Source organism: Candidatus Accumulibacter necessarius (assembly GCF_036625085.1).
In genome coordinates, this window is record NZ_JAZKUM010000003.1 from 596,772 (window position 1) to 616,457 (window position 19,686).

18 protein-coding genes and 1 pseudogene are annotated in these 19,686 nt (G+C 61.0%); 16 read left to right on the forward strand and 3 right to left on the reverse strand.

Annotated elements, in window-relative coordinates:
- Positions 1-190: 190 nt before the first annotated feature.
- A complete protein-coding gene (locus V5B44_RS11015) occupies positions 191-1,507 on the reverse strand; it encodes an ATP-binding protein (RefSeq protein ID WP_332359073.1) in 1,317 nt (438 codons plus the stop codon).
- Positions 1,504-2,250 carry a response regulator gene (locus V5B44_RS11020; protein WP_332359074.1) on the reverse strand — a complete coding sequence of 249 codons (747 nt, stop codon included), beginning with the start codon at positions 2,248-2,250 and terminating at the stop codon, positions 1,504-1,506. Before V5B44_RS11020 ends, V5B44_RS11015 begins: the two co-directional genes overlap by 4 nt.
- Positions 2,251-2,416: 166 nt before the next feature.
- Here V5B44_RS11020 and V5B44_RS11025 point away from each other — a divergent pair, with 166 nt between their 5' ends.
- The 16 genes from V5B44_RS11025 (at position 2,417) to V5B44_RS11100 (ending at position 19,007) form a co-directional block, all read left to right on the forward strand.
- Entirely contained in the window at positions 2,417-2,923 is a 507-nt protein-coding gene (locus V5B44_RS11025; RefSeq protein WP_332359075.1) for a periplasmic heavy metal sensor, read from the forward strand.
- 439 nt (positions 2,924-3,362) lie between these two features.
- Positions 3,363-4,709, forward strand: a complete 1,347-nt coding sequence (locus V5B44_RS11030; protein ID WP_332359076.1) for a tyrosine-type recombinase/integrase — start codon at positions 3,363-3,365, stop codon at positions 4,707-4,709.
- A 122-nt stretch (positions 4,710-4,831) separates the two neighbouring features.
- On the forward strand, positions 4,832-5,428 hold the full coding sequence (locus tag V5B44_RS11035) for a DUF4124 domain-containing protein (RefSeq protein ID WP_332359077.1): 597 nt from the start codon (positions 4,832-4,834) through the stop codon (positions 5,426-5,428).
- A gap of 387 nt (positions 5,429-5,815) precedes the next feature.
- The gene (locus tag V5B44_RS11040; protein ID WP_332359078.1) at positions 5,816-7,456 is read left to right on the forward strand and encodes a hypothetical protein; all 1,641 of its coding nucleotides are present in this window, start codon (positions 5,816-5,818) and stop codon (positions 7,454-7,456) included.
- A gap of 155 nt (positions 7,457-7,611) precedes the next feature.
- A complete protein-coding gene (locus V5B44_RS11045; protein WP_332359079.1) occupies positions 7,612-7,995 on the forward strand; it encodes a hypothetical protein in 384 nt (127 codons plus the stop codon).
- Positions 7,992-8,489 carry a DNA primase gene (locus V5B44_RS11050; RefSeq protein ID WP_332359080.1) on the forward strand — a complete coding sequence of 166 codons (498 nt, stop codon included), beginning with the start codon at positions 7,992-7,994 and terminating at the stop codon, positions 8,487-8,489. The genes V5B44_RS11045 and V5B44_RS11050 overlap by 4 nt, the downstream gene beginning before the upstream one ends.
- The gene (locus tag V5B44_RS11055; RefSeq protein ID WP_332359081.1) at positions 8,482-10,131 is read left to right on the forward strand and encodes a YfjI family protein; all 1,650 of its coding nucleotides are present in this window, start codon (positions 8,482-8,484) and stop codon (positions 10,129-10,131) included. The genes V5B44_RS11050 and V5B44_RS11055 overlap by 8 nt, the downstream gene beginning before the upstream one ends.
- A gap of 618 nt (positions 10,132-10,749) precedes the next feature.
- Entirely contained in the window at positions 10,750-13,218 is a 2,469-nt protein-coding gene (locus V5B44_RS11060) for a site-specific DNA-methyltransferase (RefSeq protein WP_332359082.1), read from the forward strand.
- Positions 13,215-15,737 carry a DEAD/DEAH box helicase gene (locus tag V5B44_RS11065; protein WP_332359083.1) on the forward strand — a complete coding sequence of 841 codons (2,523 nt, stop codon included), beginning with the start codon at positions 13,215-13,217 and terminating at the stop codon, positions 15,735-15,737. The genes V5B44_RS11060 and V5B44_RS11065 overlap by 4 nt, the downstream gene beginning before the upstream one ends.
- 76 nt (positions 15,738-15,813) lie before the next feature.
- The gene (locus tag V5B44_RS11070) at positions 15,814-16,209 is read left to right on the forward strand and encodes a hypothetical protein (RefSeq protein ID WP_332359084.1); all 396 of its coding nucleotides are present in this window, start codon (positions 15,814-15,816) and stop codon (positions 16,207-16,209) included.
- 14 nt (positions 16,210-16,223) lie between these two features.
- Positions 16,224-16,802, forward strand: coding sequence for a type II toxin-antitoxin system MqsA family antitoxin (locus V5B44_RS11075; RefSeq protein WP_332359085.1), 579 nt, complete (start codon positions 16,224-16,226; stop codon positions 16,800-16,802).
- 708 nt (positions 16,803-17,510) lie between these two features.
- A complete protein-coding gene (locus V5B44_RS11080) occupies positions 17,511-17,897 on the forward strand; it encodes a DUF5681 domain-containing protein (RefSeq protein ID WP_332359086.1) in 387 nt (128 codons plus the stop codon).
- A 45-nt stretch (positions 17,898-17,942) separates the two neighbouring features.
- On the forward strand, positions 17,943-18,140 hold the full coding sequence (locus V5B44_RS11085; protein WP_332359087.1) for a hypothetical protein: 198 nt from the start codon (positions 17,943-17,945) through the stop codon (positions 18,138-18,140).
- Positions 18,137-18,433: a hypothetical protein gene (locus V5B44_RS11090; protein WP_332359088.1), complete on the forward strand. Its 297-nt coding sequence runs from the start codon at positions 18,137-18,139 to the stop codon at positions 18,431-18,433. The genes V5B44_RS11085 and V5B44_RS11090 overlap by 4 nt, the downstream gene beginning before the upstream one ends.
- The gene (locus V5B44_RS11095) at positions 18,430-18,681 is read left to right on the forward strand and encodes a hypothetical protein (RefSeq protein ID WP_332359089.1); all 252 of its coding nucleotides are present in this window, start codon (positions 18,430-18,432) and stop codon (positions 18,679-18,681) included. The genes V5B44_RS11090 and V5B44_RS11095 overlap by 4 nt, the downstream gene beginning before the upstream one ends.
- Positions 18,678-19,007: a hypothetical protein gene (locus V5B44_RS11100; protein ID WP_332359090.1), complete on the forward strand. Its 330-nt coding sequence runs from the start codon at positions 18,678-18,680 to the stop codon at positions 19,005-19,007. Before V5B44_RS11095 ends, V5B44_RS11100 begins: the two co-directional genes overlap by 4 nt.
- Before the next feature lie 150 nt (positions 19,008-19,157).
- On the opposite strand, the pseudogene V5B44_RS26640 reads toward V5B44_RS11100, so the two are convergent.
- A pseudogene (locus V5B44_RS26640) lies at positions 19,158-19,667 on the reverse strand (DUF5677 domain-containing protein); the annotation flags it as partial.
- Positions 19,668-19,686: the final 19 nt, after the last annotated feature.

The window sequence follows — 19,686 nt, forward strand, 5'->3', positions numbered from 1 at the left end:
TGTGAGGATGTCGTTTGGCCCGGCGAGTATCCGCAAGTTCCCGCCTTTGATCAAGGCGAGCGCGAGGGAAGGCTTTGTCCGATGCCGTGAGCGCGATCGCCAGCATAGCGCAAGGCGAGGACTGGTGCGACCCCAGCGTAGTGGCGGGCGGGGGGTCGGCGGAGGGGCGGCGGCCGGCTCGGCAAGTGGGTCAGCAGGCGGGCAAGCGGACGACGACTTCCAGCCCGCCGCCAGGCGCATCTTCGAGCGTGAGCTCACCGCCGCAGCCGGTGGCGATTCGCCGCACGATCGCCAGACCCAGCCCACAACTGCCGTCGGTTGCCCTGGCCGGCTCGATCTGGGCAAAGGGCTCGAGCGCCCGCTCGCGATCAGCGCCAGCGATTCCCGGCCCGTGGTCACGTACGCGCAGCGTGGCGAGCGATCGACTGGCCATGCTCAGTTCGACCTCGACCGGCGGTGCACCGTGCTGCAGTGCATTGTCGATCAGATTGTCGAGCAGGCGCTGCAGATTGCCCGCGTCGATCGCCACCCGACATTGCGTCGCTGCCTCGCTGACCTTCACCTCGACCGGCCGACCGAGCTCGCGCTGGCGGGCGACCTCGTCGATCAGCAGGGTCGCCAGGGCAAGTGGCGCCGGCGCTCGGTCGGTGTCGTCGCTGCGCAGGAAAGCCAGGCACTGGCCAACAATGCGCTCCATGTCGTCAAGGTCACGCACCAGGCCCGCTCGGTCGGTGTCGCTTTCGAGCAGTTCCAGACGCAGACGCAAGCGGGTCAGCGGTGCCCGCAGGTCGTGCGTCAGACCGGCGAGCATCTCGCGCCGCTCGGCTGCTGCGCTCGCCAACTGCCCAAGCATCGTGTTGTGGCGCTCGGCAAGTCGTCTGACTTCCAGCGGACCTTCCGGCGTTGCCGCGCGCGCCGCACCATCGCCGGTCGCCGCCACGGCTTCACCGAGACGTGCCAGTGGCCTGACGATGCCGCGCACGAAGAGGCCGGCGATCAGCAGTACGGCGATCAGTGTGACCGCCAGAAACGACCACAGATCCGAGGGCAGCGCCTGTGGCTCGAAACGCGGTGGCGGCAGCAGCAGCCACCAGCGCTCGCCGCCGGCCATGAAGCCGATCCACAGGCCCGTGCGCTGACCCCTGCCGCCGTGCCGGAGCAGAACCGGCTCGCCGAGACGCTCGGCAAGATCGCCGGAAAGGCGGCGGGCGAACGGGAACTGCGGCTCGTATCTGGGGACGTTGCTGCCATCCGGCCGCAACTGCAGTCCCTGCTCGCCGGCATCGGCCTCGCTCAGAGCCTGCCGGGCCGCCTGGTCGAGCCCTGGCAGGACGATTTGCAGCAGGCGCACCTGCCCGGCGATCAGCTGGACCGTCTGATTGACGTGTGAGGTCCGGCGGAAATGCCCGAGGAGCGAGAAGGTGGCGAATTCCGCCACGGCGATCACGGCGATCACCAGCAGCACGGTGCGACCCGCCAGCGAGGATGGAAGGAGTCTCAGGGTCATTCTGCGGCGCCGCTTGCTGCGTCGGGGACGAAGACGTAACCGATGCCCCACACCGTCTGCAGGTAGCGTGGGCGTGCGGGATCGACCTCGATCAGACGACGCAGGCGATGAATCTGGACGTCGATCGCGCGGTCGAAGGCTTCGGTCATTTCGCCGCGCGTCAGTTCGAGCAGACGCTCGCGCTTCATCGGCTGGCTGGCGTTGGCGACCAGCGCGTTGAGCAACGCGAACTCGCCACTGGTCAGCGGCACCACCTGTCCATCCTTCGATAGCTGGCGGGTGCCACGGTCAAATAGCCAGCCGCCGAAGCGGGTCACCCCTCCCTCGGGATCCGGCGCGGCTGGTGGGCGCGTGCCGCGACGCAGCACGGCTTCGATGCGGGCAACCAGTTCGCGAGGATCGAAGGGCTTGCCGAGGTAATCGTCGGCGCCCATCTCGAGCCCGATCACCCGGTCGACGGGTTCGTCGCGCGCGGTCAGCATGATCACCGGCCGGGTCTCGCCGCGCGCGCGCAGGCGCCGGCAGGCTGCCAGGCCGTCCTCGCCAGGCAGCATCAGGTCGAGTACCAGCAACTGCGGTTGGTAGCGCTCGAGGAAGGCGTCGAGCTGACGGGTGTCGGGCAGCAGCAGCGTGTCGAAGCCGTGGCGGCCCAGATAGGTGGCGAGCAGGCGACGCAGCTCGGCATCGTCGTCAACGAGGAGGATCTTTCGCATGGTTTTGGCCAGTTGGGCGATGGGGGTCATTCTATGCCGCCAGCAGCGTCTGGCTGACAAGCAGAAACAATTTGCAATCACGTACCACGGCCGACGAAATCGTTTGCAATGAGTGCCAGAGGACAATGGCTCCATCGCGAGAGAGGCAGGAAGAACTGCTCGTCGCGATCAATCAACCTCAGCCAAGGAGTTCACCATGAAAACAAAGTTTTCACCCCGCCTTCTCGTTGCTGCACTGGTTCTGGCTCTCGGCGCCGGCGGCGCGGCTTTCGCCATGAGCCCCGAGCGCTGCGGCGCCGGCGGCGGCCGCATGCAGCACGGGATGGGTTATCACCTGCAGGACATGTCGCGCCTGCACGGCGAGCTCAAGCTCGACGCCCGGCAGGAAGCGCTCTGGCAGGACGCCGAGCAGTTCAGCCAGACCAGTATGCGCAACATGCGCGAGCAGATGCGCAAGCACCGCGAGGAAGCGCTCGCCGCGGTCAGCAAACCGGGGGCCGACTTGCGCGCCGTCCTCAAGCAGATGGACGATCTCAGGGATGGCGGTCGCCAGCAGCGCGAGGCCGGCCGCGACCGCTGGCTGGCGGTATACGACAGTCTCGACGCGGCACAGAAGGAGAAGGCGCGCCTGTTCTTCAAGAGCAAGCTCGAACGCATGGGGCAGGGCGGCCGCTACGGACCTCGCGGACCGGCTGGCAGCTGATCCGTATCGAAGCAGGCGGCGCCGGCGCCTGTGGTGACCGGGGCGGCGGCATCAGCCATCGCCTCGGTCGGTCGCGTCAAGGCGAGCAGGAAGACGAACCAGCGAGGCGCGGGTTGGACGACAGCCTTGTCTGGTTCGTGCTGCGGCAGCAATTGCCAACAAACCGGCAAGCGGCGAAGGCTTCGGGCCGATCCCTGGATACTGTTGACCTGCAGGCTTGTTGGGGCGATGTACGGGATTCGAACCCGTGACCACTGGAATCACAATCCATCGGTCTAGGCATTCTTCGACGTTGAAAGGGATGTACGGCAGAGTGCTAAGCATCGGAAAAATAAACAACTAGCCTAAATTGACGTTGCACGACGTTGAATGGAATTGCTATAATTTGCTTACTGTGTGCTTACTGGATTCGCCGGTAAGCAAAGCCGGAGAGCATCAGATGAGCGAAAACAAGGTTCCTTTCACTGGCGGGCGAGTGTCGAAATTCTGCTGCGAGACCGGCAAGGCAGCGTCCTTTCTCTGGGACACCGAATCTACCGGACTTGGATTGAAGGCGTCAGCCGGCGGCAGCAAGGTCTACGTCTTGCAGAGCCGCTTGGAGTCTGGCGCATCGGTTCGGCTGACCATCGGCAGCACCAAGGCATGGACCCTTGGCGCCGCACGCGACGAGGCCCGACGCCTGCAAGTGCTCATTGACTCAGGTATCGATCCGCGCCAAGAGAAAGCCGACCGCATCGCCGCCGCCGAGGCCAAGCGCGCCGAAGCCGGAGCCAAGCGGATCGAAGCGGAGCGCATCGCTACGCCGGCACTCGAAGCCTGGCAGCAGTACATCGAAGCGCGCGCCCCTCGGTGGAGTCAAAGCCATATCGGCGACCATGTGACCGTGAGCAAGGAAGGTGGCGAGCGCCGTACCCAAGGGCGGCACCCTGGCGACAGTGACAAGACGCTGCCGGGCATCCTGCGCCCGCTGCTGGTGCTTCCTCTGGAACAGATCGACGCCGACCGGGTACGCGTCTGGCTCCAAGATGAGGTAGTCAAGCGCCCGACCCATACCCGCCTTGCATTTTCTCTGCTGCGCGCGTTCCTCAACTGGTGCAGCGATCGGCCCGAGTACCGCGCCCATGTACGCGCTGACGCCTGCATCACCCGCATGGCCCGCGACGAACTGCCGAAGAAAGCCGCCAAGGACGATTGCCTGCAACGCGAGCAGCTGCCGGCATGGTTCGCCGCCGTGCGCCAGATCGGCAATCCCGTCATCGCCGCCTATCTCCAGACCGCCCTGCTCACTGGTGCGCGCCGGGAAGAGGTTGCCGGCATCCGCTGGGAGGACGTCGACTTTCAGTGGAAATCCATAACCATCAAGGACAAGGTCGACGGCGAGCGCACTGTCCCGCTGACGCCCTGCGTTGCCGCGCTACTGGCCGCCTTGCCCCGCCGCAATGAATGGGTGTTCAGCAGCCCCACCGCGGCATCTGGAAGGCTTCAGGAGCCGCGCATCATGCACAACAAGGTGCTGGCCGCTGCCGGCCTGCCAGCAGTCACGATTCACGGCCTGCGCCGCTCGTTCGGCACTCTGGCGGAATGGGTAGAATGCCCGGCTGGAGTCTCGGCGCAGATCATGGGGCACAAGCCATCGGCGACCGCAGAGAAGCATTACCGCGTTCGCCCGCTCGATCTGTTGCGGAAGTGGCACACCAAGATCGAGGGGTGGATTCTGAACGAGGCAGGCATCGAGCAGCCCGCGGAAGACGCAAGGCCCGGACTTCGGGTTATAACCGCCGCCTGACGGGTTCAGGCAAAGCGGGCGACGATGTGCGCAAATACGCCGCCGCCCTGACCAACCCGACCTACCCGAGTGAGGTTATGATGCTGACTTGAGTGGACGCGCGATTTTCTGGAGGGTTGGACATGATGCACCGGTTTCTGTTTGCGGCGGCCGTTATGGCTGCTTTCGGTCTGCCGGCCGACGGCCAGGCGCAAACGATCTACTACAAGTGCCAGGCGCCGGGCGGCGGGGCAACGTCGTACAGCGACACGCCTTGCCGCCGGGGTGAAACCGAGGTGCGGGTGATCGCGGCGCCGGCGGAGAGCGGGCCGCCGGCGACGGCATCGGCGCCACCTAGTGGGCAGCCTTCGACGCAAGAGCGGCAGGCGCGGTTGCTCGACGCGAAGGTCGCCGAGGCGATCGGGTCAGGTGATCTGTCGCGCGCGAAGGGGCTGGCGCTGACGGCGGAGCACTGGCAGATGATCGCCGCGGCGGAGCGGGGGGCGGCGCCGGTGACGGGGCGAACCAGCGCGGATCTGCGGGCGGATGCGCGCAACAGCCGGGAGTGCAAGGAGGCGCAGTGGAGCTACGATGTCGATTCGAGCTCGAGCCGGAAGGACGCGGCGGTGATCGGCGCGTCGCGGCGGCGGATGTATTCCGCGTGCGGGATGGACGAGCCGCAGCAGGTCAACAACCGGATCTACATTCAAAACGCGCCGCCTGTCTATCGGCCGCGGTGAGCGGGTCGGATGGATGGCAGATCGACGGCCTGCCGCCGATGCAGCGCGGGGAACAGACATGGAATGCCGTCGAGCGCGCCGAAGCCATCCTGCAGGCGGGCGGCCCGCGTCCTCTACATCGAAGCGAACAGCCTTGAATCCGCCGTCCGCAAGATCGAGAAGAGCGAGTCCCGGCTGTGCTTTCACGCCTGTATGGACTCCTGGCCTGGCCGTCTGGCCACCCGAGGTATATCGCCGCAGCACTCCGACCCGGCCCGGCTGATCGCGGTCAGAGCCCCACCAATGCCGCGCCTATCCCGAGGCTGATCACCGACGGAGAACACCGGGCACCTTCACCCGGCTGGCGTGGCACCCCTTTTTTGAAGGAGCGCGAGAAGGGGCGTCAGCATGCAAGTCATGTTCAGGTCCGGCCAGGAGCTTGTCAAGGTAGGCGAGATTGGCGATTTAATTGTGGAGGCGGACTGCGCGTTTCGCCTTGAGATCGTCGGAGCAGTATTGGCTGAATTGCGAAGTGACTGGGAAAAGCTTCCTCTGCGCAATGCGGCAGGGCTCAAGCATCCGGCGCGAGCTTTATCCGCCGTCAAGCAATCAATGCACGACAGGGCAATGAGGTACGCCGAGTCAAGGGCGTACGCAAAGAACCTCAAAGTCGATGCCGAAATCGATGCCTGGGGCATTCAACTGAAATGTCTAGAACAGGAAAAGATTCGAGGCGGCATCGCAGGTCCGTCGATGCAAGTAGAGATCGATGGTGTCAAGTCGCGGATGAAAGCTCTCCAAATGCTGAAAGCGCATCACCTTCAGGAGGCGCAAGAAGAGGCGCTTGGAAAAGCCGCCGACAACATTGATGCTTTTGTCCGCGACGAGTACGTCCGAGTATCAGAGCTGGCGGCTTGGCTAAGGGCAGAGCATGGTGTCGACTGCCAAAGCTACGCGGCGGCCGAGGGCATGGCTGCATTAAGCACCTCGACCGACGGTCAGATAGCGCAAATGCTCGCTGGATGGTTTGATAGTCCGATAGACAATCTGCCGCCAAAACTGCAAGAACTCGCTGAGGCGTACATCCCAAACTGGCCTGAACTTTCTGGCGCCGACCGTCGAGTACAAGCCGATGAAGTCGACCGTCAACGCCAGGATGCGCTCGCTGCCAAATTCGAGAAGTACAGAAGGGAAGCGGAGCAGGCCAATGCTGCGACGCCTGACCGATTCAAAGAGCGAGCGTTTCAAGACGGATTCAACCGGGTTCAGAGAATAAAGAACGGTGAGCGAGACTTCGAGGCGAAGCTGGGCGCCGTCAATCTATCCCACGAACGGTGCATTGAGCTTGCGCATTCACGGGAATTGAGCATCGCTGACTGGATTGAGCTAACCGGGGTAGGCCACGGCTGGTGCGGAGCATTTCTTATAACGAAGAAGAAGGTTCGTTTTGGAAAGTGGGACGATGACTACATAAGCAATTGGCCTCTTGACTGGCAACGCGACATGGATCGCGACAACGAGCAGCCCCCGCTCAAGTTTCCTTGCACGCCAATCGAACTTCTGCACTTCGTCGATACCGCGCGTCACGACCTGTACGGCTTCAGCGTGCCCGATGACTTTCGGCAGGCCATGATCGCCATTGAGCAGGCGACCGACACCGCGCAGCAGGTGCCGGACGAAGCGCAGGGGCAGGCTGCCTCTTCTGGAGCGCCGAAGAGCGCCTCGTTGCGGGCGAAGCAAGCCAAGCTATCGGAAATCATTGACGCGCTGGATACGTACGCCGAGACGGCCAAACTGCCCTTTGATCGTCAAGCCATGCCCGGCCCGCTTGGCGATGGCTGGAACGAACAGGGCTCATTTCACTGGCTTTGCGCAAAACTCTACCGCGACTTCATGAAGGCGCCGTCGACATTTGAGAAATATCGAGCCGGCATTTGCGCGGTTAAGAAATACGCCCAGGCAGGCGATTTCTATACCCTCGCCTTGCCCCATATAGCACCAATCTTCACGAGCAAGAAAAGGGCAAGCAAAGCAAATAAAAGTTCGTAAACTCAATAGCATAACATACCACCATATTGCTGTTTTGGTGCTATATGGTGGTATGTCATACAGATGTTTAGGGGCGTAAAACGATATTCGCCAGCGTTGATTAACCTTGCAATCCCGCAAGGAAATCAGCGCAGGTTCCTTTCAAGGAACAGCGAATGATGCAAGTCACACCCCAAGCTGCATCCAAGACGAGCCGATCGGACTGGCAGAAAACAGCGGAGTTCGTAGCTCGCAACTACTCGACTGAAAAGGTTGCCAATCTGTTGCTGGTAAAAGAACAGACGATCCGCGCTGGGTATTGCCGTGATGGCCATTACCAAAACCTGATTCCGGTCAAAACTCCTAACAGGCGCCTGCTTTGGCCCGCTGCCGAAGTCGACGCGCTCGTCGTTGGCCGGCCCGCCAAGACTCCTGACGCAACTGATATCGACAAGCACCTGGCACGCAAGGCCGCCGACGCGTCGAAGGTGCCTGCGCATATCCGCGCCAAGGCCGAAGCGAAGGCTAAGCGCCTGACTTCCGGCGAGGTGGCCAAATGAAAAGCGCCCCCGACCAAACCACAATCGAGAGCGCCCGCGACAAGGCACATTTTATCACGCACTCGGCAGTTGACGTTCTTCTCTCCCGGCTCGACAAAGTGAAGCGTACCGGATCCGGTACGTGGTCAGCACGGTGTTCTGCTCATGACGACCGCGGCCCAAGTCTCACCGTCCGGGAACTTGATGATGGGCGCATTCTGCTTCATTGCTTTGCCGGATGCGATGTGCACGACGTTCTGGCCGCCGTGGATCTGGATATTTCTGATCTGTTCCCTCCGCGTGCCATCGATCTCCGGGTCAAGCCGGAGCGCCGACCGTTTCCAGCGGCTGACGTGCTGCGCGCCATTGGCTTTGAGGCGCTGGTCGTCGCGGCGGCGGCGGTGGCGCTGCTGACTGGCGAGCCGTTCACCGAGATGGATCGTGAGCGACTGATCCTAGCCGTATCGCGAATTCAGGGAGCGATGACGGCGGCAGGAGTAACTCATCATGGATAACGGCGTCGAACGCGGTCAATCGTTTCTCGACAACGAGGCCAAAAGGATGCTGTCCGGCTACGCCGGGCGCACCACAGGCGCCACAAAGGGCCAGCCAACGGTGGAGGAGTGTCGGCGGGGTGACGACGGCGCAGCAGGTGGCGATTCTGCAACTCATTTGCGGCGCGAGCCGGAGCCATTGCGGGCCACCATTCAGCCTGCCGAGCCTTATCCAGTTGCAGCCTTGGGGGCGGTGCTTGGCGATGCTGCGCAAGCTCTCCACGAAACAATTAAGGCGCCGCTGGGCATGTGCTGCCAGTCTGTACTGGCCGCGGCATCGCTCGCAGCACAACCCCATTTTGACGTGATGTTGCCGTGGGGAAAGCTCAGGCCGCTATCGCTTTTCCTGCTCACGGTAGGCCAGTCTGGCGAGCGCAAGAGCGGGGTCGACGACGTGGTTCTCGGCGCAGCAAAGAAACAAGAGCGAACCGACATGGAGGGCTATCAAGACGAGCTTGGCGTCTACGAGATGGAGCTTGATTCATGGAAGCAAGCTGTCGACGCAGCGAAGCGCGCTGCGACTACCAAGAAGTCCGGCGCGGCAACGGCCACCAAGGACGAGGTATACCAAGCGGTGCAGTCTGTGGGCGAAAAACCAACTCCCCCGATCATGCCTTTGCGGTTCTTGACTGAGCCAACAGTAGAGGGGCAGTTCAAGCTGATGGTCATCGCTCAACCGAGTGTGGCCTTGTTCTCCGACGAGGGCGGGCTGCTGATCGGCGGACATGCGCTGAATTCTGATAACGCACTCAAGACCATGGCGCGGTGGTGCAAGATTTGGGATGGATCGCCCTTTGACCGCGTACGCGCTGGCGACGGTGCCGCGATCCTCTACGGGCGCCGCATGGCGATGCATCAACTTGCACAGCCTGATGTGATGACCCTGCTACTGGCCGACCGCATGGCGAACGGCCAAGGGCTGCTCTCCCGCTGTCTGGTTGCGTGGCCAGAAAGCACCATCGGAACGAGGCAGGTCGATCGTTTCGAGAAGCCTGAAGACAGACGGGAAATCAAACGACTGTTTGCCGTGCTGAAGGGGTTGATGGAGTCAACGCCTTGCACCGGCAAAAATGCGCAGGAGCTTACTCCTTGCGAATTGCCTCTCAGTGACGAGGCGGTGAAACTGGCCGTGGCTACTCTCAATAAGTTTGAAACCCTGATGGCGCCTGGGGCTGATTTGGCTGACCTTCCCGACCGCACGTCAAAAGCTCTTGAGAATGCCTGTCGAATCGCTGCTGTAATGACCGTCATCGACTATGGATTGTCGGCGAAAGAGGTAGACAGACCGCACCTTGAGCGGGCCCTGGTTCTCATGCAATGGTACTTGCGCGAAGCGCTTCGCATCCGCAGCGTTGCGGCAGTTCCTCAGTCGGTACTCGACGCACAAAGCCTGTCGGCATGGCTGAAAGACCGCGGCTATCGCATGTTCAGATCGAAGCCGGTCTTGAATGGCGGCCCTTCCCAATTGCGCAACAAGACGCGATTGATGGCCGCCATTAAGGAACTTGTGAGCAACGGCTACTTGATTGAAAACGAGTCCGGGACCGTCGTCGACAATGTACGCACAAGATTGTCATGGGAGGTGCTGCACCATGTGGTTTGACCCAACAGCGATAGCACAGCGATCACCTCCCCCTGCGACTTCTGCGACTTCTGCGACTTCCGCCAAAAAAACAGGCGATGACGCGCCAATGGTCGCAGGAGTCGCAGAAGTCGCAACCCCCCTGTGCCGAGGAAACGAAACCACTTCCTACTGCTGGCTGACTCACTTCAGCGACCGCGATCCGGTGGCAGTGGCTTTCTCGCCAGCTGCGACTCATGCCGAAGTGATGAGCTTCTACCCCGAATCGATCGCGGCTGAACCGTTCGATGAGGTGGGCAGCAGACAGGCACACCGATGACCGGCGACGACTGACACCGGGCAGCAGGCCGTCGTCGTCGGTCCGGCGGCGGCATCCGGGCCGGGCCAGCGATTACCGGCGAGATGCTGACCAGGCAACGGCATGATCGCCACTCAGCCACTCGCAGGCGGCCGGATGGCCGCAACGCGCGTGCGTGCGGTATCGGCTGAATGGCAGGCGCAGCCTAATGCTCTGCGCATAGGCGATGCGATTTCGGTCTTGCACGGGTATGATTCCACATTTTTCGTCTGCCTTCATTCCATGCGGCCTTTTCGCCGTGTGCGGGCGGTAAATCGACCAAACAACGACAAGACCAAATCATGGCTCGCATCGAAGAGAAGATCGCCGAAATTCCCGATGCCCAGTTGCGGCAAACCATTGCCGAAGAGGTTGCCAAGCTCAAGAAGCACACGCGCTTTGGCTTGGTGTTTGAGGAACATCAGCCGGAGGTGGTGCCGGTACACGGCGCACGCATCAAGCGCGGCGAGCGGGTTGCCAAGAAGACTGGCAGCCTGACCGAAATCTGGCGCGTCGTGAAGGTCGTGGACGGTCAAGCCCTGTGCGAAAAGGAGAAAGGCAAGGCCGGCAAAGCGGACGGCCTGGGCGAGCGCGAGATCTTCACCGTCGAGGAACTGGTGGTCGTGCGACGCATGGGCGAGGCGATCTATCCGGCCCTGACGCCGATGGATGCGGTCACCAACGGCGACCCGGCGAAGCCGCACCATATCCTGATTGAGGCCGACAACTATCACGCGCTGCAACTGCTGCTGTTCCCCTACGAGGGCAAGGTCGACTGCATCTACATCGACCCTCCTTACAACACCGGCGCGCGGGACTGGAAGTACAACAACAACTACGTCGACGGCAATGATGCCTGGCAGCACAGCAAGTGGCTGACCTTCATGGCCAAGCGGCTGCGGCTGGCGAAGCGGCTATTGAATCCCGATACTGGTGTCTTGATTGTCACCATTGATGAGCATGAGGTGCACCACCTTGGGTGCCTTCTGGAGCAGGAATTTCCCGACGCCTATGTGCAGATGGCGACCATCGTCATCAACCAGAAAGGCGTATCGCAGGGGCGGCTGGCGCGGGCTGACGAATATGCGCTGTTCGTTTTCATGCCAGGGGCGTACCTGGAGACACATCATGATGATTTGCTCTCCCCGGATCGCTCCAACGAAAAGCGATTCATGACTCCGCGATGGGAGTGGTTGTTACGCGGCGGATCAAATTCAAAGCGTGAGGACCGGCCAAAACTGTTCTTTCCAATTTACGTTGACTCAGTTCGTCAGGCCATTACGGGCATTGGCGACCCCTTGCAATTGGGGCAAATGCCGGACTTGGATGCGGCAATTGACGGCACGGTTGCTTGGCCCGTTAGAACAGACGGCTCGCTAGGCAATTGGCAAGTGAGCCCTCCGAGCCTCAGAGAGTTATGGGAGTTGGGGTATGTTCGGCTTGGGGGCTTCGACAAGAAGCGAAGAACGTGGACAGTGCAATACTTGAACCGCGGGACGAGGGCTCGCATTGATCGGAGCGAAATCATCGTCGTTGGCCGTAACGAAGTATCGGGTGCCGTTCAGCTTGAATACTCTGGAGATGAAGCAAAGCGGCGCTACATCAAGACCGTCTGGCATCGTGGCACGCACGATTCGGGAATCTACGGTTCGAGTGTTCTTCGCTCAATTCTTGGTGGGGAATCGAAGTTTTCCTTCCCGAAATCCATCTACGCCGTCCGCGATGCCATTGCTGCCGTGGTACGCGACAAGCCCAACGCGTTGCTGGCGGATTTTTTCGCTGGCAGCGGAACCACACTCAACGCCGTCAATCTGCTCAACGCCACCGATGGCGGCCAGCGACAGTGCATCCTCGTGACCAATAACGAAGTCTCCGAGGAAGAAGCGCGCCACTTGGCGGCAAAAGGCTTGCAGCCCGGACAGGACGAATGGGACCAACACGGCATCTGCCGTTCCGTGACCTGGCCACGATCGAAGTTCACCATTCTTGGCCGGCGCGACGATGGCACGCCGCTGCCGGGCGATTACCTGACGGGCAAGCAGGTGACGCGCGAGAAGCCGCGCAGTATTCGCCAGCTTGGTTTTGCCGAAGGTCGCAATCTGACCGTGCCGCAGCGCAAGCAGGTTGCCGCGCTGTTGCCGGCGGTGCCGCAGAGCAAGGTGGATGGCGAGCCGTGGTTTCTTGAAGATGACATTAGGGTATCAGTGCTGTGGGACGTGCGGCAGGCGTCTAGCTGGTTGGAGGAGTTGACCGATGCCGACCATCTAACCGAGGTTTGCGTGGTCACCATGGAGGGCCGCTTGTTCAATGCCCTGAAGGCACAGATTATCGAAACGCTCGGGCCGCAGGAGGTGAGTGAAGACGAAAAGCGCCCGCTGGCCGACGGCTTTGCCGAGAATCTTGAATACTTCCGGCTGGATTTTCTCGACCCACAAGAAATTCAGATGGGCCGGCAATTTGCTGCCATTCTGCCACTGCTGTGGATGATGGCCGGCGCGCGTGGCCGACGCCCGGCAGCGCCTGACCCGCACGCGCCGTGGCTGGTGCCGGCGAACTGCCCATTTGCCGTGCTGATACAGGAAACGCGCTTCAAGGATTTCGTCCGCCACGTTGATGGGCGAACGGACATCACGCATGTCTTTGTCGTCACCAACTCACAGGACACCGTCTACAAACTGCGCCACGAGTGGCCCGCACTGCGCGTCGTGCAGCTTTACAAGGACTATCTGGAAAACTTTCGGATCAATGTTTCGGAGAACCCTGCGTCATGAAGCTGGCCCTCAAGGATTTTCAGGAAGACGCGGTCGAGCAACTCATCAAGAAACTGAACCCAGCCAAGCGCGAAGTTGCCGAAGGCGGCGACCGCCAAGCGGTAATTCTTGCCGCGCCGACCGGATCGGGAAAAACCGTCATCACGGCGGCACTCATCGAAGAAATCCTGAATGGCTCCGACCGCTTCGAGGCCGAGCCGGACGCGGTGTTTTTGTGGCTGTCGGACCAACCCGTATTGAACGAGCAATCGAAGAAGCGCATTGCCTCGGCATCGACCAAATTGGGTAATAGCGATCTGGTGATTGTCGATGCTGATTTCGACCGCGAGACCTTTACCGGCGGCAAGCTGTATTTCATCAACACGCAGAAGCTGGGCAAGGACAAGCTGCTGACTTCGGGCCGGGGCGACAAGCGCACCTACACGATTTGGGACACCATCGCCAACACCGCCAAGACCAAGGGAGACCGCTTCTATCTCATCATCGACGAGGCGCACCGGGGTACCAAGGTCAGCCGCAACGACGAAACCAACCGGCTGACGGTGATGCAGAAATTCGTCAAGGGATCCGAGGGCGAGATTCCACCGATTGACCTGATTCTGGGCGTATCGGCGACGCCGCAACGCTTTCAGCAATTGGTTGATGGGCAGGCCAACCGCACGCCGCGCAGGTGCGAGGTGAACCCGCTCGACGTGCGTGCCTCCGGTCTGCTGAAAGACCGCATCATGGTCTTTTACCCCAACAAGGATTTTCCAACCGACTGGACGATGCTCAAGGCCGCCGTGCAGCAGTGGCGTGTCATGGGCGAGGAATGGCGGGCCTACACGCAGACGCAAAACTTGCCCGCCGTTTTGCCGGCGCTCATCATCCAGGTGGAGGACGGCAGCAGCGAGGGCTTATCGAAGACCGACCTCGACAAGGTGATTGCCACCGTCGAGGAAGAGACCGGCCCCCTGCATCCCGGAGAAATCGCGCATTGCTTCGAGCACGACGCGCCGATTAGCGCGCATGGCGTACTGATTCCCAAGATGGACCCGTCACGGATTCAGGAAGAAACCGGCATCCGCTTCGTCCTGTTCAAGATGGCGCTGACCACCGGCTGGGACTGCCCGCGTGCCGAAGTAATGATGTCCTTCCGCCGGGCGCAGGACGATACGCTGATTGCCCAGCTTATCGGCCGCATGGTGCGCACGCCCCTGGCGCGCCGCATCGAGGGCAGCGAAAGTCTCAACTCGGTTTCGCTCTACCTGCCGCACTACGAGAAGGAAGGGCTGACGCGTGTCGTCAATCACTTGAAGCATGGCGACCCGATGGAACTGCCGCCGACCGATGTTGAAGACGGTGCGAAACTGGTGACCTTCAAGCGCGACAAGGACATGGACGAAGCGTTCGAGGCGCTGACCGATCTGCCGTGCTATCGCGTCGAGCGCATTCGCAAGGTATCGAACACGCGCCGGCTGATGCGGCTATCGCGCCTGCTGACGACCATGCACCAAGTGGATATGTCGGCGTGGGATGACGCAAAAAAACTCGTCATCGACACCCTGAATACGGAAATCGAACGGCTGAAGCAGGACGACGCGGGTTTCGACGCGAAGTTGAAGGCGTCCGGCGAAATCACACTCAACGCCGTGGCAGTGGAGCAGGGAACGTGGAAGGAGATCCACGGCCAGACCATAACGGTTCCGCTGGACGACAAGAACATCGAGGACCTGTTCAACCGTGCTGGTCAGCGACTCGGCGAGGGTCTGCACCTTGATTTCTGGCAGACGCACTACGACGCAGACGTGGCGGACGATATGCCGAGCCGTTCGCGGCTGACGCTGTTTCTGGTTCTGCAAGACGAAAAGGCGTGGAAGACTCTAGAGAAGGCTTGCGGCGACCGCATTCATGCGCTGCTGAAGGCCAACAAGACCGGCATCAAGAAGCTGACGACGGCGGAGCAGGAGGAATACAACAAGGTGCAGGAAGTGGCGAAAGACCCCGAGGCTCTGGCCTTCCTGCCGCCGACCGAAATCATGCTGGCCGTGGATCGCAACGACCCGGCCTATCGCGCCTATGCGCATCACCTGTATATCGACGCCACCGGGCATTTCGTCGCGCCGTTGAACAGTTGGGAACACGCTGTCGTCCAGGCGGAAGTGGCGCGCGAAGATGTCATCGGCTGGCTGCGCAATATCGAGCGCAAGCCGTGGGCGCTGGCTCTGCCCTACGAACTGGGCGGCGAAGTGCGGCCGATGTACCCGGATTTTCTTTTCGTGCGCAGGGAAGGTGGCGGTTTGGTCGTGGACATTCTCGAACCCCACTCGCCTGCTCTGGCCGATAGCTACGCCAAGGCCAAAGGTCTGGCGCAGTTCGCCGCCAAGCACGCGATGCAGTTCGGGCGAATCGCCCTGATTCGATTGGACGGCAACGAAATCAAGCGACTGGATTTGGCCGAACCGGACAACCGCGCCAAGGTGCTGGCGGTGGGCAGCAATGCAGGACTGGATTTGGTTTTTGGGGTGGTCAATACTTGATTTCGTCTCAACTCTGAACTTGCCCAGACGTTAACAGACTAACCCGGAACTTACCACGGTGGTAATATTCACGAACTTGTCGGCCTACGATGGCGTACCGCCGGCCGATGGCGAGGCCCGGAAGATTGCTGGCGGCCCGCTGTATGAGTTGGCAAGAATCAAAGCGCTGACGAAGTTGCCAGACGCCGTGAATCTCTGGACCGCTAAAGCACGGCGCGATGTGGCGAATCTGGCGATGGCTCCTGCCGACGTGGGCGACATGATTCGACAACTGACGGAACATGACTATCGTGATTCAGAGTGGTGCGACAATGGCAAAGGCTCCTGCGCCGCCTGCGATGCTTACGCGCTCACCCGCGACGAGTACGTCGAACACGCGGGCAAGTCGTATCGCATGGTGTATTTCTTGAAGTTCGCAGAGAGCAGGACAGGCAAATTGGTACTGATTGTGTCCTGCCATACATCCAATTGAGAACGGGGACGAGCATGGACGACAAGACGCTGTGCCCGCTATGTGGCGAGGGAAACATTACGCCGCGCACGGAAAGCATGCAGACGGAGTATCGCGGCCAGCAAGGCATGGTCACGCTTCGTTACGCTGAGTGCGATGCTTGCGGATCGGAAATCACGGGCGATGCTGACGGCCGCGCCAACAAACGCGCTGTGGTGGCCTTCCGCAAGACTGTTGATGGCCTGCTGACGGGGGCCGAGATTCGCGCCTTGCGGGAGAAGCTCGGCATCACGCAGGAGCAGGCTTCACGTCTTTTCGGCGGCGGCCCGAAAGCGTTCAGCAAATACGAAGCCGACGATGTCGCGCCTTCCGAGGCGATGAACACCCTGCTTTGTTTGGTTCGACGAAGCGAAGACGCCTTTTGGGAGTTGCTTGCACTTAAGGATATGACCGCCGAACTCCCGGCGCGCAGAGTGGCCAAACACCAAACGATGGACGTGCCGGTTATTCGGGTTGAACTGACGATTCGCCATGAAGTCGCGCCGGACATGCTGCCAGCGCACACCATTCCCTACCGTGTGCCGCTCGGCACCATTAATACGGTGAAGCATTGATGGACACGCCCAACCTTCGCCCACGCCTGATGAGTTTTCGAGTGCTGTCTTTTAGAGCAGAAAACAAGCTGCCCACCGTCATGCAAACCGAAATCGGTTTTGAGATGACCCCGACGATAAACCTTGGTTTAGCGCTGCCAGCCACGCCCGATGGTCAGATACAAGGGATAGTCAATATTCAGATGGCGGGACGCGCCGCGCCGCGCAACTCACCCGATGACCCTCTGGCCGATTTTTCGGCGAGCTACGAAGCGCTCTTCGTCTATCCCAAAGATGCCCACGAAGCCGACGTTTCGGCCCGCTTTGAAGGCGAGACGCACCAGTACATGCTGGTGGCACAAGCCTTCCCGCTCGCATCGAGCCACTTCCAGCGCGAGCTAATGGCGATGGGCTTCGCCGTACCGCTCTGCCGTCACGAAACGAGGCAGGCCGCCCAAAGGCGACCAGCGCGTCACCGATGTCGCTCGCGTGCCGAACGACAGAAGCACGCCCGCAGCGCCAGCGTGACAGCCGCGCGATCACAGACGGCATCGGCGACGAGCAGAACGCGCCGCTACGGGCGCTGCTGGCGATCCTGGGGCGCGTTGATGCGTCGGAAGCCGCTCGGACTGTGTGCGGAGCGCGCCTGGGCAGAAATCGGCCGGCGATATGATTTCGTGAGTGTCACAGAACAACGAGCAGTGAAAAAACACCGTCGAGGAACAAAGAATGAACGAAACGACGAAAGCCGAAAACCTGCGCCCCGGCTGGAAGCCAGGGCAATCGGGAAATCCGAAGGGCCGACCCAGGGGAAGCCGCAACCGCGTCACCTTGGTCGCCCTGGCTGCGATGGAGGAAGGCGCCGACGCCATCGCGCGCAAGGTGGTGGACATGGCCAAAGAAGGCGACATGAGCGCCGCGCGGCTGGTGCTCGAACGGCTGGTTCCGCCAGCCAAGGAGCGCCCGATCTTTCTGGAGCTGCCGGAGCACGAAACTGCCGAGGGCATCGCCAGGCTCAGAACAAGCCATCCTGCAAGCGGTGGCGGCCGGCGACCTTCTGCCCGGCGAGGCCGCGACTCTGGCCGGCATCGTCGAAGCGCGCCGCAAGGCCGTTGAGACACTGGAGCTTGAGCAACGCATCACCGCACTGGAGAGCAAGAAATGACGGCAGCACTTGGACGAAGATTGACGAAGCTCGAACAGGAAGCGAATCCGGGAACGAGCGTCGCCGATGCCATCCGACAGGTAGACGCCGATAGGCAGGCCGGTATCACGCGACCACGGCAGGAGTACGTGCCGGGCCGGAGTCGTATCGCTGACGCAATCCATGAGAGACGCATGGCACGGGGTGAAGCATGAGCGCGGCACTCAACAAACGTCTGTCCAAGGTCGAAGAAATTTCCGCACGTAGCGAAATTGGCACCGAAGTGGATAGAAGCCTTGAGAAGCTGGGAACGAGCCGCGCTGCAATGCTGGCCGATTTCGGTAGCCTGAGCGCATTCCGTGACTGGCTGGCCGGGCGAATTGCGGCGACCGACCGTCAGGCCGAGGTGCAGCACACAACAACCTCGAACTATCGGCAGTGGCAAGGCGATTGCGCAATATCCGCAAAATGGGATGCGATTTTTGACCGGCACGAGGTACTGCAATGAATCCGCTTGAGCGACGCACGGCCAAACTGGAACAGGCCGCACACCCCGACGCGAACCAGGTCGACATCATCATCCGTCGCATCGTCGGCAATGAGGTTGTCCGCGCCATCTTCGGCGACAAGGTTGTGGACCGCCGTGCCGACGAGGCCGAAGACGCCTTCATCGAACGATCGAAGGCCGAAGCACTGGCTCGCACCGATCGCCGTCCGTGCCGCCTGCTTCTGCTGCCCGAGCAGGTACTGCAGTGAGCGCCCTGCAACGTCGCCTCGCAAGACTGGAAGACGTGCTGCTCCCGAAGCCCAGACCATCGGTCTGCATGTTGAGTGAGCCGGCGAGCGATGCTCCGGCCGAGACATGGGCGGAATACCGGCGACAGGTTGATGAAGCGAAAGCTCGTGGGGATTTCCTCATCCTGCTGGTGCCGATGAAGCCGACCGACAGGCCGCGAACCGAGAAGGGTGTGACCTACTGCGGCAGCGAATTCGAGGCGCAGCTTGCTGCGGCGTCGATGCTTCCGTCCAGGCTGCGGCAACGAGAGCCTGCTGAGCGACATGGTGAAAAGCTTGTCTGGTAACGTGATCGGGCCAGTGGCCTGCGACACGGCGTAAGCGGCCACTGGGTCCTCATGGTTCGGTGACGGCAACCGACCCAAATTGTTTAGAGCGGTGCATATTCCATTGAAATGCGGATAGCCTTTTTCACTTGGGTATTTGACGCCTACAGCCTCGGCAAGGTGCTTGATGAACAACGCCGCTTTGTCTAGGGCTTCGTTCTTGTCTTTGATTCTGGCTTCATGATCAGATTTCCATTTATCGGGTAGGACTGCAAGCTCTTCTTGCCACTTTCTGTTCTGCTCACGTTCCTGTCTGAGGTAGTGCTCGAAATACTGCACGAGCCTTGTCCCGGAATCTCCTTCCGCGAGATACAGGAGTGAAAGCGCACTTTCCATGACGGTGCGCGAGAGTATTTCTGCCTCTTGAATCCGACCAAGGGCGAGCAACGATAATGTTCCTGACACGACGTTATACATGCGGGTTGCCAGAGTTATCAGAAGGCCGTCAACTGGGTTTGGTGAGATCGACAACCCCGAGGGTTCAAGGCATTCCTCAAACAGGTAAAGCGGTGCCGCTGTATGAGCAATGACGCCTTTGATTTTGATGGGAATGTTCTTTGGCTCAAGGTGATTAGTCCGAGCAAACATGTCCACAAACTGTTTTTGAGCTGACTCTTTCATCTCGTCGCCATAAATTAAG